The sequence below is a fragment of the Rheinheimera soli genome, assembly GCF_021290985.1.
In the GTDB taxonomy this organism is placed as follows: Bacteria; Pseudomonadota; Gammaproteobacteria; order Enterobacterales; family Alteromonadaceae; genus Pararheinheimera; species Pararheinheimera soli.
The window spans coordinates 20,609-34,849 of the sequence record NZ_JAJOYU010000007.1 but is presented as its reverse complement, the minus strand read 5'-3'; the positions used below and the strand labels follow the sequence as shown (position 1 = coordinate 34,849).

At 46.4% G+C, this 14,241-nt stretch carries 12 protein-coding genes; 1 reads left to right on the top strand and 11 read right to left on the bottom strand.

Annotated elements, in window-relative coordinates:
- Positions 1–2: 2 nt before the first annotated feature.
- On the bottom strand, positions 3–1,250 hold the full coding sequence (locus LSG37_RS06815; protein ID WP_233079171.1) for an MFS transporter: 1,248 nt from the start codon (positions 1,248–1,250) through the stop codon (positions 3–5).
- Positions 1,251–1,782: 532 nt separating this feature from the next.
- On the opposite strand from LSG37_RS06815, the gene LSG37_RS06810 reads away from it, so the two are divergent.
- Entirely contained in the window at positions 1,783–2,673 is an 891-nt protein-coding gene (locus tag LSG37_RS06810) for an ADP-polyphosphate phosphotransferase (protein ID WP_233079170.1), read from the top strand.
- 158 nt (positions 2,674–2,831) lie between these two features.
- On the opposite strand, the gene LSG37_RS06805 is transcribed toward LSG37_RS06810, so the two are convergent.
- From LSG37_RS06805 to LSG37_RS06760, 10 genes are all read right to left on the bottom strand, one after another.
- Positions 2,832–3,725: a TolB-like translocation protein gene (locus tag LSG37_RS06805; RefSeq protein WP_233079273.1), complete on the bottom strand. Its 894-nt coding sequence runs from the start codon at positions 3,723–3,725 to the stop codon at positions 2,832–2,834.
- A 266-nt stretch (positions 3,726–3,991) separates the two neighbouring features.
- A complete protein-coding gene (locus LSG37_RS06800) occupies positions 3,992–4,288 on the bottom strand; it encodes a hypothetical protein (RefSeq protein ID WP_233079169.1) in 297 nt (98 codons plus the stop codon).
- A gap of 515 nt (positions 4,289–4,803) precedes the next feature.
- Positions 4,804–5,313 (bottom strand): hypothetical protein, encoded by a 510-nt coding sequence (locus LSG37_RS06795; protein ID WP_233079168.1) that lies wholly within the window; start codon positions 5,311–5,313, stop codon positions 4,804–4,806.
- A gap of 272 nt (positions 5,314–5,585) precedes the next feature.
- Positions 5,586–6,401 carry a c-type cytochrome gene (locus LSG37_RS06790; protein ID WP_233079167.1) on the bottom strand — a complete coding sequence of 272 codons (816 nt, stop codon included), beginning with the start codon at positions 6,399–6,401 and terminating at the stop codon, positions 5,586–5,588.
- Positions 6,402–6,436: 35 nt separating this feature from the next.
- The gene (locus LSG37_RS06785; protein ID WP_233079166.1) at positions 6,437–7,495 is read right to left on the bottom strand and encodes an alpha/beta hydrolase family protein; all 1,059 of its coding nucleotides are present in this window, start codon (positions 7,493–7,495) and stop codon (positions 6,437–6,439) included.
- A gap of 27 nt (positions 7,496–7,522) precedes the next feature.
- The gene (locus tag LSG37_RS06780) at positions 7,523–9,463 is read right to left on the bottom strand and encodes a hypothetical protein (protein WP_233079165.1); all 1,941 of its coding nucleotides are present in this window, start codon (positions 9,461–9,463) and stop codon (positions 7,523–7,525) included.
- A gap of 143 nt (positions 9,464–9,606) precedes the next feature.
- Positions 9,607–10,455 carry an endonuclease/exonuclease/phosphatase family protein gene (locus tag LSG37_RS06775; protein WP_233079164.1) on the bottom strand — a complete coding sequence of 283 codons (849 nt, stop codon included), beginning with the start codon at positions 10,453–10,455 and terminating at the stop codon, positions 9,607–9,609.
- 41 nt (positions 10,456–10,496) lie between these two features.
- Complete coding sequence (locus tag LSG37_RS06770; RefSeq protein ID WP_233079163.1) at positions 10,497–11,579, bottom strand: LacI family DNA-binding transcriptional regulator; 1,083 nt, start codon at positions 11,577–11,579, stop codon at positions 10,497–10,499.
- Entirely contained in the window at positions 11,576–12,889 is a 1,314-nt protein-coding gene (locus LSG37_RS06765; RefSeq protein ID WP_233079162.1) for a sensor histidine kinase, read from the bottom strand. The genes LSG37_RS06770 and LSG37_RS06765 overlap by 4 nt, the downstream gene beginning before the upstream one ends.
- 6 nt (positions 12,890–12,895) lie before the next feature.
- Positions 12,896–14,230, bottom strand: coding sequence for a sigma-54-dependent transcriptional regulator (locus LSG37_RS06760; RefSeq protein WP_233079161.1), 1,335 nt, complete (start codon positions 14,228–14,230; stop codon positions 12,896–12,898).
- Between the last annotated feature and the right edge of the window lie 11 nt (positions 14,231–14,241).

The window sequence follows — 14,241 nt, the reverse complement described above, 5'->3', positions numbered from 1 at the left end:
ACTTAATCATGCCCAAGCGCTAGACGTCTGGCGGCAGGTTGCACAAAATGATTCCACCACAGCCCCAGCATTAGCAGCAAAGCAAAACCTGTCGCCAGATAAAAACCATAACGTACATCACCCAGCGCATCGCCAACTAAGCCCATCAGCAGTGGCCCTAAAGCCGCAGCTAAAGCAGTGAAGGCCAGAATTAAACCAGCTGCTGCACCGTGCTGCTGGCGTGGAAAACAGCTGATGCCTTTGGAATTAAGCGTTGGGTACATCATCGACATAAAAAGCCCGGATAGCGGCATCAGCCATAAAGCGGCAGCGACACCAAAATACATACTCAAAGCAAAACAGATAAAAATAGCGCTGCCAAACCAGGCTAATAACGCCGTCCAGTTAAAACGCAGCAGCAACCACTCAGCCAGGAAACGCCCTGCTGTGCGCAGAATAAAAAACACTGTAATGGCGTGGGCGGCCAGCACAGTGAAGTTGCCATCGTAACTTTGTAATAACGTAGGCAACCAAACAAAAATAGCGACTTCAGTAGCCACATAACAAGCGATAGCCAGCGAAAACCCCAGCGCATGTTTATCTTTCACCAAGGCCAGACTTTGCCAGACCGAACTTTGTTGTTGTGGCTGATAAGCCGGATAATCCAGCCGTAACGCCATCACCAATAACAGAGCACAAATAAGCCCAGCCAGCAGATAAAGCTGAGTCCAATCCAGCGACGCCGCTATCAATAAACCCACCAAAGCAGGGCCAAAAATAGCACCTAAGCCAAAAAAACCTTCGACTCGGTTCATCAGTCGGGTGTGACTGTTGGCATCAGGACTAACGTCTCCTACTAAAGCCAAAGCGCCGGTTTTAAATAAACCTATGCTTAAACCACTGACACCCAACAGCAGCAGATAATACAAAAAGCTTTCGCCAAAAATAAAAGCCACACAAGCTATAGCGTAAAGCGCTAAACCGGCAAGGATCACCTTTTTGCGGCCAAAGCGGTCGGCATACCGGCCTAAAAACAAACCGGATAAACCAATAAATAACATAGGCACATAATGAAAAGCGGCGGCTTCAGTTAAGCTCAACTGAAACTGTGCTACCACTTGCGGAATAATGACGCCCACTGCATCTGTGGTCATAGCAAAGACAAAAAACATCAGGCAAGTCATCCACTTCACCTGCGTAAAAGCGCTAGGCGACAGCGGTGCTGTGGATGAAGGTGGAGAACTCGCATTTAAAGTTTGAACTTGTTGCATGGGTCTACCCTGTCATAACGCATTCGATTTTATCGATGCTGATTTTTATCAGGAAATACCGTCCCAATCAGCTCAATGCTGAGTGTAGTCGGCTTCGATGGTACCCGGCACGCTTTACCCTCCCCAGGGCACAATGACAACGTCATCTGGCATGTCAGATTATTCCTCTTTATTTATGCTTTAAAACTACAACTTAATCGTTTAAGTGGCAATATAAAAATTCAACTATGGCATAAATTTATTTCAGCTGAGGTTGGTGCATGTTGCCGTTGAGCAGGTATAACCAAACCAGCCCGTTAGTAATGCACAAGCCTCTAAGGTAGCGGTTTTGGTCACCTGCTTAAAGATGTGGTGGTAGTAGCGGCTGCTATGTGTTATCACCATTGGGTGCTATCTAAATAGGTCTGATCAATCGACACTAAAAGCGAAGGGCATAAATGACCTGCGCTACAAAACCTGACCCAGAGGCCGATCTGACGAAAACCCTGAATACAGAACAGTACCCAAATTCACCTAAAGCGAGTGATAACAGATGACAAAAAAGCCAACGATCAGCAGTGCCGATTATGCCGTAGCCCCAGGTACTAAACTGGATTTACACCAGCATGCCACGCTGGCTGAACCCTTCTATAGCTCCTCAAAAGATTATAAAAAACAGCTGAGCGCCAGCACCGACAAGCTGAAAAAAGCTCAGGAATTATTTTATGCCGACAACAGTTATTCTCTGCTGATTATCTTTCAGGCGATGGATGCTGCAGGTAAAGACGGCGCCATTCGCCATGTAATGTCGGGCATTAACCCACAAGGCTGCCGGGTACACAGTTTCAAACACCCAAGTGCCACCGAACTGGATCATGATTTTCTCTGGCGCAGCCACTGTGCCCTGCCCGAGCGTGGGCAAATAGGTATTTTCAACCGTTCTTATTACGAAGAAGTACTGATTGTAAAGGTGCAACCCCAGCTACTAGAGGCACAAAAACTGCCGTACAAAAACCTTAACTCCGGGCCTTTCTGGCGTGATCGCTACCGCTCTATTGTTGGCTCTGAAGCACATCTGGTGCGCAACGGCACTAAAGTCATCAAGTTCTTTTTGCACCTGTCTAAAGAAGAACAATGCCGCCGTTTTCTCGACCGCATCGACAAGCCCAACAAGAACTGGAAGTTCTCCGAAGCCGACACAGCACAACGCCAACACTGGGATAGTTACATGAGTGCCTATGCCGAGTGTTTAAGCAATACCAGCACCAAAGTTGCACCCTGGTATGTGATACCGGCCGACGACAAGAAAAATGCTCGCTTAATTATCTCGAGCATTATTAACGAAACTCTGGCCGGACTGGATTTAGCTTACCCAGAAACTACTGATGCCCGCCGGGCAGAGTTAGCAGAAATTCGCACTAAGTTGCTGCAGGGTGAACTTTAGTGGCTAGAAGTTAGTGGTGAGGGTCAGCTCGTTCTATCAGTTAGTGCGACATACAGAATTAATCTTTGTTCAAGAAACAAGAACCTACCCCAGAGGTACTAAAGTACGCAGAAGGCGCGCCATCCGGGGCGTCGCACTTTCTGCGATTGTTAGATGGATTATTCTTTGGGCTTGAGGTCTTCGATGATCTGCGCATCAATCCAGTATAAATCGGATTGAGAGCCCGCCTTGCCGTTTGCATTTGGCACCATTCTATTGAACAAGAGATATTTTCCATCAGGTGTGACCTGTGGGCCCCCTTCTCCGGCGTCTGTATTTACCTTGTCCCCCAGATTAATAGCTTCACCCCATGAGCCATCTTTCTGCCGGAAACTGATATAGAGGTCAGCATCGCCATACCCGCTCTCTCTTTCACCGTCCCACATCAGGTAGCTCTCGTCAGGGGCGATGTAAGGATGGGCGTTCCATTTGCCGGTATTGATTTCCCTTGGAAGCGGCTTCGGATCTTGCCATTTGCCACTCTCGAGCCTTGAGTACCGAAGAATTCCATCAAGGGCGGAACTGCCTCTCTCGTCCAGAACTAAAGTACCTTTGGCTGACACTGAAAGACTCATAATGCGTATTGCTTCAAAGGCAGGGCCAAGGCTTTTCAGCTCTGACCAACCGTCAGCTGTGCGCTCTTTATATTTGGCACCATAATGCAGGGTTTTGCCGTCTGGGGCGTAAAAGGGTCTGCTTTCTCCAGCCGGCACAGCTATCTTATGCCACTGATCGCCCACCTTTCTAAAAATGACGGGTTCCGGTTCTCTGGCGTCACGAGAGTGTTTCCATCTGGTGACAAAAAACTCGTTCATATCAGGAGAGAAACCACCAGCGTCCCCCCATTCTTCTGTATTCACAATGCCGGGTGCAAAGGGCTTGGCGGTTAAACCCGGTGGGGTTTGCCCCAGGTAAGGGCCTTTGAGCGCTGGAAACTCATCTTGGCTATAACTTTTGCTGCTCATAGTGAGCATGGAAAGCAGCGGAATAACGAACATACAAATACGATCCATCACTTATTTTTTTCCTTTTAATTCAGTTTGTTATTTCACATTTATGTGGAGGTACAATCTTGGGCTTTACTCAGTGCTTAAAGTCTTGGTACAAACCTATCAGGGCCAGATCTTGAATCTTGCCCCGTTAAATTTAAGCCAGATTTGTTAGCTATTCTCTCTGTTCTTTTCTGTTTTTACGTTCATTAAACGCATTGAAACTAAATCAATGAAGTCTTTTGGGGCAAGGTGCAACAAGCCCCGCAGGGGCGAACAACATGCGCTTGTTAAATGTGGGACCATATAGCACCTATAACTAAAACAATAATTATGGATATCTGAATCAGGTTTGCCTTACGCTGCTCCAATTTTGCAAGGTCTGTGTCGCTAACCCCTGCCTCATAATCAAAACCATCCGGCTCTAGATCTTCGTTAAACATGACCAAGCCATTGATCAAAGCTGCAATCATCGCGATCAGCATCACAGTTAACCAATAAAACCCAGTGAAGTAGTCTATAGCCACTCCGATCAGTGCGCATACCGATATCATTATTACTGCGGGTTTCATATCTGCGATCTTCATGCTTGGGTACATTTAACGCTCGCAGCACAGGCCGAGCGAAGCGAGGTCCAGGAAGTATCCAGTGCAATGCGTTTTTTACATTGCACGATTGCGCTTGGCTTTGTTATGTTTCTACAATACAGGTGTATATACATCAATATACACGCCAGCGTAGTTTGTGACATGACCCCAGCATCCTTCGAATATATATGCGACGCTACCATTTGCGTTTTTTATCCAAATACATGGCTCCCCAACATGACCACCTTTTGCAGGAACGTGCGCTTCTGCCGTAAAAGGCGTTCTTGCAGCTGTCTGGAAGTGTTGCACATCGTTTCCTAGACTTTGTCGAGCTACTTGAAACGTATTTGGGTTCGCGACGACTCCATCACGTGGCTGTCTCGTTGGCCTAGTCATTTACATTTTCCTTTCTGCTGATATTTTCTATAAAACATAACGCCGCCAGCACGCGCGGCTTTGTAGTGGAGGCGTAGCCGCAACGGAAAAGCCGTCGCCGTGCCTGGCCTTGTTAAGCCTTAAGCTCTTGATTTGTTTGGCCACGTTTTAGTAGCTCTCTTTTCTTTGGCGACCAGTCGGGCGCGCCACATTAAATCTGTTAATAAAATTGCAATGGAAAAATTAAAGCGTGCCCTCGGCGTTGATTCTTCCTCAAGCTCAACTGGGCCGCACCAAGGAAGCTGATTGACCAGGCCCGCTACTTTTTCTGACTCAAAACTGACGCCTTTCCAGCTATGACCGAACTCGTTTCTAATTTTTCGGATTAAAGTAATTTCCTGAAATTCATTATCTTGCAAAAGTCCGAGCGCATGAGCGGCAGCTGCTTTCGCTGCAAATGTACCAAGGGGCGCATTAAACCCGTTGATAAGCTCTTTTCCTGATTTGTTATCAGCAAAGAAAGACCTAAGAATATTTTCCAGCCAATCATCCAAAACAGCAGCTGCATTTAGGGCTGCACCTCTGTCACTTTCTTTGTTGAACTCATTCAGAAATTCAGACAGATCTCGCATTTCAGGTTCTTGCTGCATGACATCCCTTAAGGTTTAACAATCCATTTTCAAAGGCAGTCCACCCGCAAGTCGAGCATTTTTCTGCCTTCTTTTCTGATTTTTACTCATACCAAACTAACTCTGACGTACCTCTATTTCAACAATTTTTTCTGAAATCTGTAAATTTGAGACAGACAAAATTTATACAGGCAGTACGCTAGTTGTTCTTGAGTTTACTCAAGCTGGACACTTGGATATTTATCCGTTGGTTTGAGCTAATAAAAGTTGAACGAGTCATTAACTACCCACCACTAAGGCAACTGAATTTTATAATCCTTCATATGCTTTAAATACGCCACTAAGTGGTCGATATCCTCTGCGCTAAACTGCGGAAAAGTCGGCATTTTGCTTTTGTATCTGTAGCCCGAGGCGTTCGGAATAAAGGCCTTTAAATGATCGTCAGTCCAGTATTCGGTGATGTTTTTTGGCGCGTTAAGCTCCGGGCCTAATTCGCCACCTTGCAGGTTGATGGAATGGCAGCTGATGCAGCTTTGTTTAAACAGCAAAAAGCCCTGATATGCCGCTGAGTTTTGGGCTGCGTTGGTTGGGTATAGCTTGGGGTATTGTTGCTGGAAACTGATCAGCTCCAGCTTTACCAACTGATAAGGCCAGGGTCTGGTTTTTTCTACTGCTTTGCCTTGTTTCCACACCAGATAAAATGGCGCAGGCGACACCATAGCTTTACCCTGGGCGACTGGGGCAAAGTCAAAATCTTTTTTACCGGTTTCGGCAAATACCAGCACAGCCTGGTCGTCCAGCAAATACTCAAGTGGCATGCTGGGCGCATAGCCATCAGAGGCGGTCAGCACCACCTCATCGGCAGATTGACCCTGCTTATAACCTGCAGCCTTTAACAGTTGCAGTAAAGACACGCCTTCAAAGCTTTTGTCGCTGTTGTAGACAGGGTCAAATAGCTTGATCTGTTGTACTGGCACTTTTTGTTTGATTTGCGCCAGCGTCCATTGCTGTTGTTGATCAGGCAACTGGATCTGAAGTTGCTGCGCTTTTGCTGCAAAGGAGCAGAAAGATAAAAAACCAAGCAGTATCAATACACTAGTTTTAAACATAATTCCCCCTTTGCCTTAGAGTTACCCTAGAGAGCTTAGCCTAAATACCGCTTAAGCCAGTTGATCATATCCTGCTGCGCTTTGGCCCGCACAGGGTTAAAACCATGGTCAGCGCCCGGATAAATCAGCAGTTGATGCGGGTGCTTTAATTCCTTCAGTTTTAAGGCTAATTGTTCTGCATTTCGAACCGACACCTGCTTATCCTGATCACCGTGTTGAATCAAAATTGGCAAGTCTGCCGGTAACTGTTCAGGCCATAACAACACTGAGCGCTCAGCTAAAGCTGCGGCTTTATTGCTGCTGTAGTTTGGGATCCGTGCTTCAAACACTTTTTCCATCGCAGGACGAATTTCCAGCTCTTTAGCTAAATCGGTAGCACCAGCTCCTACTACTATGGTTTTCAGCTCAGGCATGGATTTGGCCAGCATATAGGTCATCATGCCACCTCTGCTATGGCCCCACATCGCCAGACGACTGGCATCAGCCTGTTTCATGCCCTGAATTATAGGTAACAAGGCTTTTACGTCCGCTAATTCAGCGCCACCAAACTCATCAGCTCCGGCATTCATGACTGCTGGTTTGCCCCAGTTATGTGGCCCTCTGTAGTTGCTGGCAATCACGACAAAACCTTGTTCAGCAATCGGCATCAGTTCATGCATTACAAAACCAAATACCAACTGGCCATAACCGGCATTACCGCCTCTGTTATAAATCACCACAGGAGCTTTACCGCTGATCTGCTTAGGTTTAATCATAAAACCAATAACGGGCACATCCCCTACTTTGTAAACAAACTCCTGACAATCCAGCTTCTGTATGAAACCTTCATAATCAGCCTGAGGCAGTTGAGCCCGCAGTTTGGCTTCGGAAAAGTTTGGCCGGTTTTTTGCCATTTTGAGCCGAAAAGCAATATAGCTATCGTAACTTTGAAAAGGCCCGCTAAAACAGCTACGGCTTTTTTGCAGACTGGGCGCAGTGCTAAAGAGCTCGGTTTGGGCCGGAGCTTTTGCCTTTGGCGCTGTACTTGTTGCTTCAGCCAAAGCAGGCAGATGAACCCCTAGGCTCAATAAAATGAACAACATCGATGTCTTCACTACAACTTCCTTTTTATTTAAATAAAACTACTCTGGGCCAGACAGTCGTGGACTGCTTAATACCTTGTTCATTTGTTGACTGTCCTCTGGTATTAACTCGGGCTTTAGCCGAATAATGTGTTGATACATCTCTGGCTGAAACTTTTGCAGCCGCTTCATTCTGGCTAAGTGGCTGGGTTCAGGCTGTTGCACAAAGTGAAGGATCTTAGGCAACAAAGGATGCAAAGTGGCGTTGATATAACTGTGATCCAGTACATAATCCAAAGCATCCGAACCAAGTTGCGGACGCAAAGGATCAACGCCTTGTTCTATCAATAGCTCTACCGCTTCGACAGAGCTTGAAAATGCCATACGATATAAATTCTGATCCTGACTATCCAGCAGATGGAGATCAAATTTTGATTCCCGAAGTTGCAACCAAAACTCTGCTGGTTTGCTGTAAAACGCCATCAAATTCATTGGAGCAACAGGGTCTTTCCTGAATTGCCAGGCAGGAAGCAGAGCTAAATTACTGCTGAGTATATTTAGCAGTACAGCAGTCTCAGCAGCATTTAGTGCTGTTCGGGCAGTAAACTCCTGCAGCGCATAGCCGTCTCCGGCTAATGTGATCAGGCTCTGCTCAACGTCCTGACGAAGCATGTTTGTATTGAGAAAAGACGTCAGATACCGATCCACCAGGGCAGGGTCAAGCTGATGCAGTTCTGCCAGCGAGACTTTCCCTTCTGGCTCTGAGGATGAAGTTCTGATTAAACTGGAGATTTCATCGCGGGACAACAACTCAGCATGCTTCTTCCGCTGATGTTCTAATTGATCACATTCTTGTCGTTTTACAGTGAGCAGTTCTCCCTGCTCACTGATGCTGCGAAACAACACATTTAATGCTTCAGGTGGCTGAGTTTTTTCATAGGGTGAGGGGCTGATTAACTGATTTTTTATCAGTGCCAGAAGTTCTGGATCCTGAAGGTTTCGGCTTGATAAAAATTCGCTGTTAACCTCATAGAAATCCTCTTCTACTGGTTGCAGATGGGTTTTATAACCTTCAGCAATCAGGTATTGCACCACCTGCACCTGAGTATCAGTGCCCACAGTTGCAGGACTACCAAACAAAGCATAATCCAGTCCTGTCACCATACCTTCTATGCTGCTGGGTTTTATATTCTGTTCTTTCAACAGCTTCAGCACGTCAGTGCGCCATCTGGCCGCAGCTACATCCGCCAGGTTCAATGCACCAAATGGGGAGCTGGTAAGGGTGTAAAAAGCAGGTACTCCTTGCAGTGTAATGCTGTTGCGGATTAACAAAGCTATATGCCCGGCTGGCAGCCCAACGTCTATCGCATGAGCAATTTCGTGAGGATAAAACTTTTTCCCCTGAATGAGTTCAGCAAACTCTGCTTCAGGCAATTCCAATGCAACATGCAGCAACAACAAAGAATAAGAAAAAACAAAACTTCCGTGGATCCTCAGTGGGGCTATAGGATAAAAAAGCTGAAAAGTTTCTTGCTGCACCGAAGCCTCAGCAATTTCCTTTTTATCTAACTCTTCAAGCTCATTGAATTGTTCAAGGTGTTGCTCTGCGTGCTCCGGCTGCGCCACCTGAAGTTCTTTTCCAGCATAATGAGCTGCGGCTTCAAACACCATGGACCTATATTGGTAATTGTTCAGGCTATTCTGGCTGTCATAACTCAGTAATGCTTCGATCAGCTGACCCTGTTCTAAGGCGGCAACGAGCTCTTTTTTTACCTGTTGTTCAAAATCCGAGATTGTTGTTCTGATTTGCGTTGATTCTGCGTAACACTGCTTAATTTGCTTTGGCAGAGGCAAGCTCTGATCGGTCGTTCGTTGCTGAAGATTGTGCTGGGGATCTATGTTGGCAGATGCAGAAATATCAGAAGTTAACTCTGGTATTGGCTTGAAGTACCAAAAGAGTAACGCCACTACAGCCAGAATAAAAATTGAAATCCGTTTCATTTTTAGCTTATTTAGTTAACATTGATTTGTTTTAACATAGCCAGATCCACCCTGTCCAGCATAGTTATTGCGCTGAAAACAAGCTGATTTTTCAATACTAAGGCCAATACTTAGGCCCATATCTGCAGCCATCCTGTTGCGCTTTACAATGACCCTTTTAAATCAATGATCGCCACCAGCGCTTCATGATCAGAAGGATACAAGCCGTTGTATCTTCTGTTATCCACCTGATAACTGGTGACCTGCAGGTTGGAACTTACAAAAATAAAATCTATGGTTTGGCTTGGGCTAGTAGGCTCACGGCCAAAACCGTTAAAAGTACCGGTGTTTTTCGACAGCTGTTGTTTAGCCACTAAAGCACTGTCGTTTAAGGTTTGACTTAACGCCTTGTATGGCTCGCTGCCAGGCTCCACATTAAAGTCGCCGGTCAGCAATACTTTGCTCTGTTTGGGTAATTGCTCCACTTCGGCTTTCAGTAACAAGGCGCTTTGCAATTGAGCCTGCTGGCCCATATGGTCAAAGTGAGTATTCAAAAAATAAAAACTCTGGCCGGATTTTAACTCTTTAAACTGAGTCTTGGTAAAAGTGCGGTTCAGGTTTGCATCCCAGCCTTTTGATACTTGCTCTGGAGTTTCTGACAACCATAAGGTTTTAGCCGACAACAGCTGCAGCTTGTCCTCGCGATAGAGTACAGCTGTACTTTCACCTTTGGTTTTGCCGTCGTCCCTGCCTTCACCAAACCATTGATACTGCGGCAACATAGCCACTAAATCATGCACCTGAAACAATTCTGCTTCCTGCAAGCCAATTAAATCAGGCTGTTGAGTCTGAATTAAATGCGCCAGTAAAAACTTACGTTCAGGCCAATACTGCGGTGTACCTTCAGCTTCACATAAACCACAACGAATGTTGTAACTCATTAGTTTTAATGATTCGGCTTGTGCCAATGAAGGAAAGACCAGCAAGGATAAAATAAGCAGTGAAAATTTCATGCAGTTAGCCTGTTCAGGTGAAAGGAAGCTCTAAAACTACCTTAACAACTTTGCCGTATTATTAATTCCGAAGGCATCAGTAAATCAGCACCTAAATCGCCGGACAATAAAATTCGGGCAGCTGTGCGGCCTTTTTCATCGCTGTGCTGGGCAATAGTGGTCAGGCTGGGGTAAGAACGTTCGGCTTCTTCAATACCATCAAAACCTACCAGCACTAAATCGTCCGGTATTTTGATCTCAAGCTCGCGTGCTACCGCCATGGCGGCTAGCGCAATACGGTCGCTCATACAAAGCAGTACTTGAGGTCGCGGAAATTGGGTTAAAGCTTCACGAGCTGCAACCAGAGCAAAATGATGGGTATTCAGCGGAATATGCCACACCGCATCAGCGGGTAAATCGCGGCCTTGTTCTATGGCTGCGGCTAAATAACCATCTAAACGACGGCGGGAAATAGCTTGTTCTGTGCTGTACAGCTCGTGCGGCTGAATACGGCATACTCTGTCTGATTCAATTAAACGCAAGCCCAAAACAGCCACTTTGCCCTGCTTTTTCGCCAAGGCATGCTCGGCAATACGATGGGCTGCGGCGTAGTTATCCACGTTCACCGACACTACATTGTCCAGATTGCAGTCCACTGTGATTAACGGCTTGCCACTTTTGATAATGCGGTTTAATTGCTCAGGATTACTGGGCGCACCATATAAAATAAAAGCGTCGGGTACAGCTTCAGCACTGCTGCTGCTGGTATTGTGCCGGCCGGATAACAACAGCATATCCATGCCATGTTCCTGCAATACTTCGGCCACACCTTTAATAAATTGATTGGCCACAGGGTCGCTGACTGAATATTCCAGCGTATCAGACAATAAAACCGCCACTATGCCAGAGCGGCCAGTACGTAAACTGCGGGCTGCAGCATTAGGGCCGTCGTACCCCAACTCAGTGCATTGCTGCAAAATACGTTGGCGCAATTCAGGAGAAAGTTGATCAGGTCTGTTATAGGCATTGGAGACAGTAGCGACCGAAACCCCCAGATAAGAAGCCACGGTTTTCAGATTTAATTTTTTTGGTTTTTCTATTGCCGACACAGCTATAACACCCTGTTTTAGTTCAGGCTTTATCATGCCTGTTCAGTCACAGAATTGCCAGCACCAGAGACAGGCCCAGAGGCTGGGAGCATCAGGCTGACCAATAAGCCCGCGTCCTGATTTTGCAGGCTTAAACTGCCGCCATGAGCTTCAGCTATATCCCGGCACAAAGTTAAACCTATGCCAGAACCATTTTCCTTACTGGTATAAAAAGGCACCATGGCATGAGCCAGGCCTTCGCTGGTCATGCCGCCTCCAGCATCCTGAATACGGATCAGCAGTTGATCCGGCAATTCGGTAAAACTTAACTGAATAAACTCGGGCCTGGAGCCAGATTCGTGTGCATTTTTCAACAGATTTAATAGCAACTGTGATAACTGCAACGGGTCCGCCAACCAGATACGCTGTGGTAAATTGCCCTCCAGCTCAAACTCGTATTGATCCTGTAACTGATTAATCAGTCTGGCCCAGTGTACTGGTGCTAAAACCGGAGTGGGTAATTTGGCAAATTGAATATAAGACTGTAAAAACTGGTTCAGATGCTGCTGACGCTCACTGATGGTCTGGAAAATTTGTTGCAGCTGCTTATGTTGCAGTTCTGTCGCCACTAACTGGCCTGAGTAAGCTAATGAAGATAAAGGCGCCAGCGTATTATTCAGTTCATGCCCAATCACCCGCAGCAGTTTTTTCCAGGCTTTCACTTCTTCCCTATGGATTTCGCGGGTCATAGGTTTTAACAGATACAACTGATGAGATTTTTGGTTCAGCGAGAAAAAACTAACAGACAAATGCCAAATCGATGCGGGTTCACCCAGATGCAACAAACCTTGTTGTCCATTTTCAATAGCCAAAGCCAGTTCGGGTAACTCTGCTGTTAACTCTGAAAACAACAGGCCTTCAAACTTACGGCCCTGATGCAACAAGAGCCGGGCTGCCGGATTGCTCATCAGCACCCTGCCTCTTTGGTCTGTTAATACCATAGCACTGGGGCTGGATTGCAAAACCGTATCAAGCAGCAGTTCACGTTGATACAAAGTAGCGCGTTCTTGTCGTAATTGTGCAGACATTTGCTGCAGCACTTCAGCTAAAGGCTTTAACTCACGTAACAGCTGCCTATTGGCATCGACATTAAAACTACCATCCTGCAAATTCTGGGCATGTAAATTCAGCGCTTCAATTTCCTGCAGCAAAGGCTTTAACATCATCTGGATAACCAACAGAACCAGCAGATCAAAAGCGGTAAACAGCAAGTACCAGAGCGGATCCGAATCAAGATACCGTAACAGCAAAAAAGCCGGTACAAGCAAAGCCAGCACCAGCAGATATAAACGCCGGATCAGTTGCATATGATCTTACACAGGTTCAATGCCATAGAATTCCATTCTCCTGTAAAGCGCCTGCCGGCTTATACCCAATTGTTTCGCGGCACGAGCTACTACGCCCTGAGCCTGTTGCAGCGCTTGTTCTATTTGCTGTTTATCCAAATCATCCAAAGCTTTTTTTGCTATGGATTGTTCTTGTGGCAAAGCCAGATCAACAGCGTCAATTTCATCGGCCAATGTCAGCAATAAAGCGCGCTGACATAAATTCTGCAGCTCACGCACATTGCCTGGCCAGTGGTAACTTTGTAGCGCCTGTTCGGCTTTTTTAGTCAGGCTTTTTTGACCTGCTAAAAAATGTCGCGCTAAAGGCACAATATCATCCACTCTGTCTTTCAACGATGGCAAATGCAGCTGTACCACATTGATACGGTAATACAAATCCTGCCGGAACTGACCAAGGCTTATGGCTTTGGTTAAATCCGCATTGGTGGCGCTGATAATACGCACATCCACTTTACGGGTCTGACTGGAACCTAAACGTTCGAATTCGCCGGTTTGTAACACACGCAGTAACTTCATCTGGCCTGATAACGACAAATTGCCTATTTCATCCAGAAATAAAGTGCCGCCATCTGCAGCTTCAAAGCGGCCAATACGGGTTTTAGTCGCTCCGCTGTAGGCTCCGGCTTCGGCACCAAATAGTTCGGCTTCCATTAAATCGGCCGGTAAAGCGCCCATATTTACTTTAATCAAGGGCTGCTGTTTACGGCTGGAATTGGCATGCAGCACCTGAGCTATGCCCTCTTTGCCTGCACCGTTTTCCCCCGTAATCAATACTGCGGCGTTACTTGGTGCCAGTTGCAATGCCATTTGCAGCAGTTGCTCCATGGCAGTGCTGGCAAAGACTAAGCCACATAAGTCTTTACCGGCAAAAAGCCCTAATCTTTCCTGCTGTTTGCGCTCTGCCTTTAAATTTTGTTCAGTCAGTTGTTTAATTTTTAATACATTGGCCACAGTGGTTAGCAAGCGCTGGTCATCCCAGGGTTTGGCGATATAGTCGGTGGCACCGGCTTTTACCAGTTCCACCACCATATCCAGATGAGTCCAGGCTGTTAGCAGCACTACGGGAATGGCCGGGTGATCAGAGCGCAGTTGATAAAACAGCTCTTTGCCCTGGGCGCCACTCATTTCTCCCTGAGCAAAGTTCATATCCTGCAAAATCAGATCTATAGATTGCTGCTGCAAAATGCTTTTGGCCACAGCCGGATGTTGGGCCATAAACACCTGATAACCCTGCAACTGAAACAGGGTCATCAGGGCGGTACAGACCGCCTCGTTATCATCGATGACCAGTATTTTTTTCATTTTTTTATAGT

What these genes read in the sequence shown, in the direction of transcription:
- LSG37_RS06795 (WP_233079168.1), bottom strand. Translation starts at nt 5,313, where the DNA reads ATGCAGCAAGAACCTGAAATGCGAGATCTGTCTGAATTTCTGAATGAG.
- LSG37_RS06815 (WP_233079171.1), bottom strand. Translation starts at nt 1,250, where the DNA reads ATGCAACAAGTTCAAACTTTAAATGCGAGTTCTCCACCTTCATCCACA.
- LSG37_RS06790 (WP_233079167.1), bottom strand. Translation starts at nt 6,401, where the DNA reads ATGTTTAAAACTAGTGTATTGATACTGCTTGGTTTTTTATCTTTCTGC.
- LSG37_RS06775 (WP_233079164.1), bottom strand. Translation starts at nt 10,455, where the DNA reads ATGAAATTTTCACTGCTTATTTTATCCTTGCTGGTCTTTCCTTCATTG.
- LSG37_RS06810 (WP_233079170.1), top strand. Translation starts at nt 1,783, where the DNA reads ATGACAAAAAAGCCAACGATCAGCAGTGCCGATTATGCCGTAGCCCCA.
- LSG37_RS06760 (WP_233079161.1), bottom strand. Translation starts at nt 14,230, where the DNA reads ATGAAAAAAATACTGGTCATCGATGATAACGAGGCGGTCTGTACCGCC.
- LSG37_RS06780 (WP_233079165.1), bottom strand. Translation starts at nt 9,463, where the DNA reads ATGAAACGGATTTCAATTTTTATTCTGGCTGTAGTGGCGTTACTCTTT.
- LSG37_RS06800 (WP_233079169.1), bottom strand. Translation starts at nt 4,288, where the DNA reads ATGAAGATCGCAGATATGAAACCCGCAGTAATAATGATATCGGTATGC.
- LSG37_RS06770 (WP_233079163.1), bottom strand. Translation starts at nt 11,579, where the DNA reads ATGATAAAGCCTGAACTAAAACAGGGTGTTATAGCTGTGTCGGCAATA.
- LSG37_RS06805 (WP_233079273.1), bottom strand. Translation starts at nt 3,725, where the DNA reads ATGGATCGTATTTGTATGTTCGTTATTCCGCTGCTTTCCATGCTCACT.
- LSG37_RS06765 (WP_233079162.1), bottom strand. Translation starts at nt 12,889, where the DNA reads ATGCAACTGATCCGGCGTTTATATCTGCTGGTGCTGGCTTTGCTTGTA.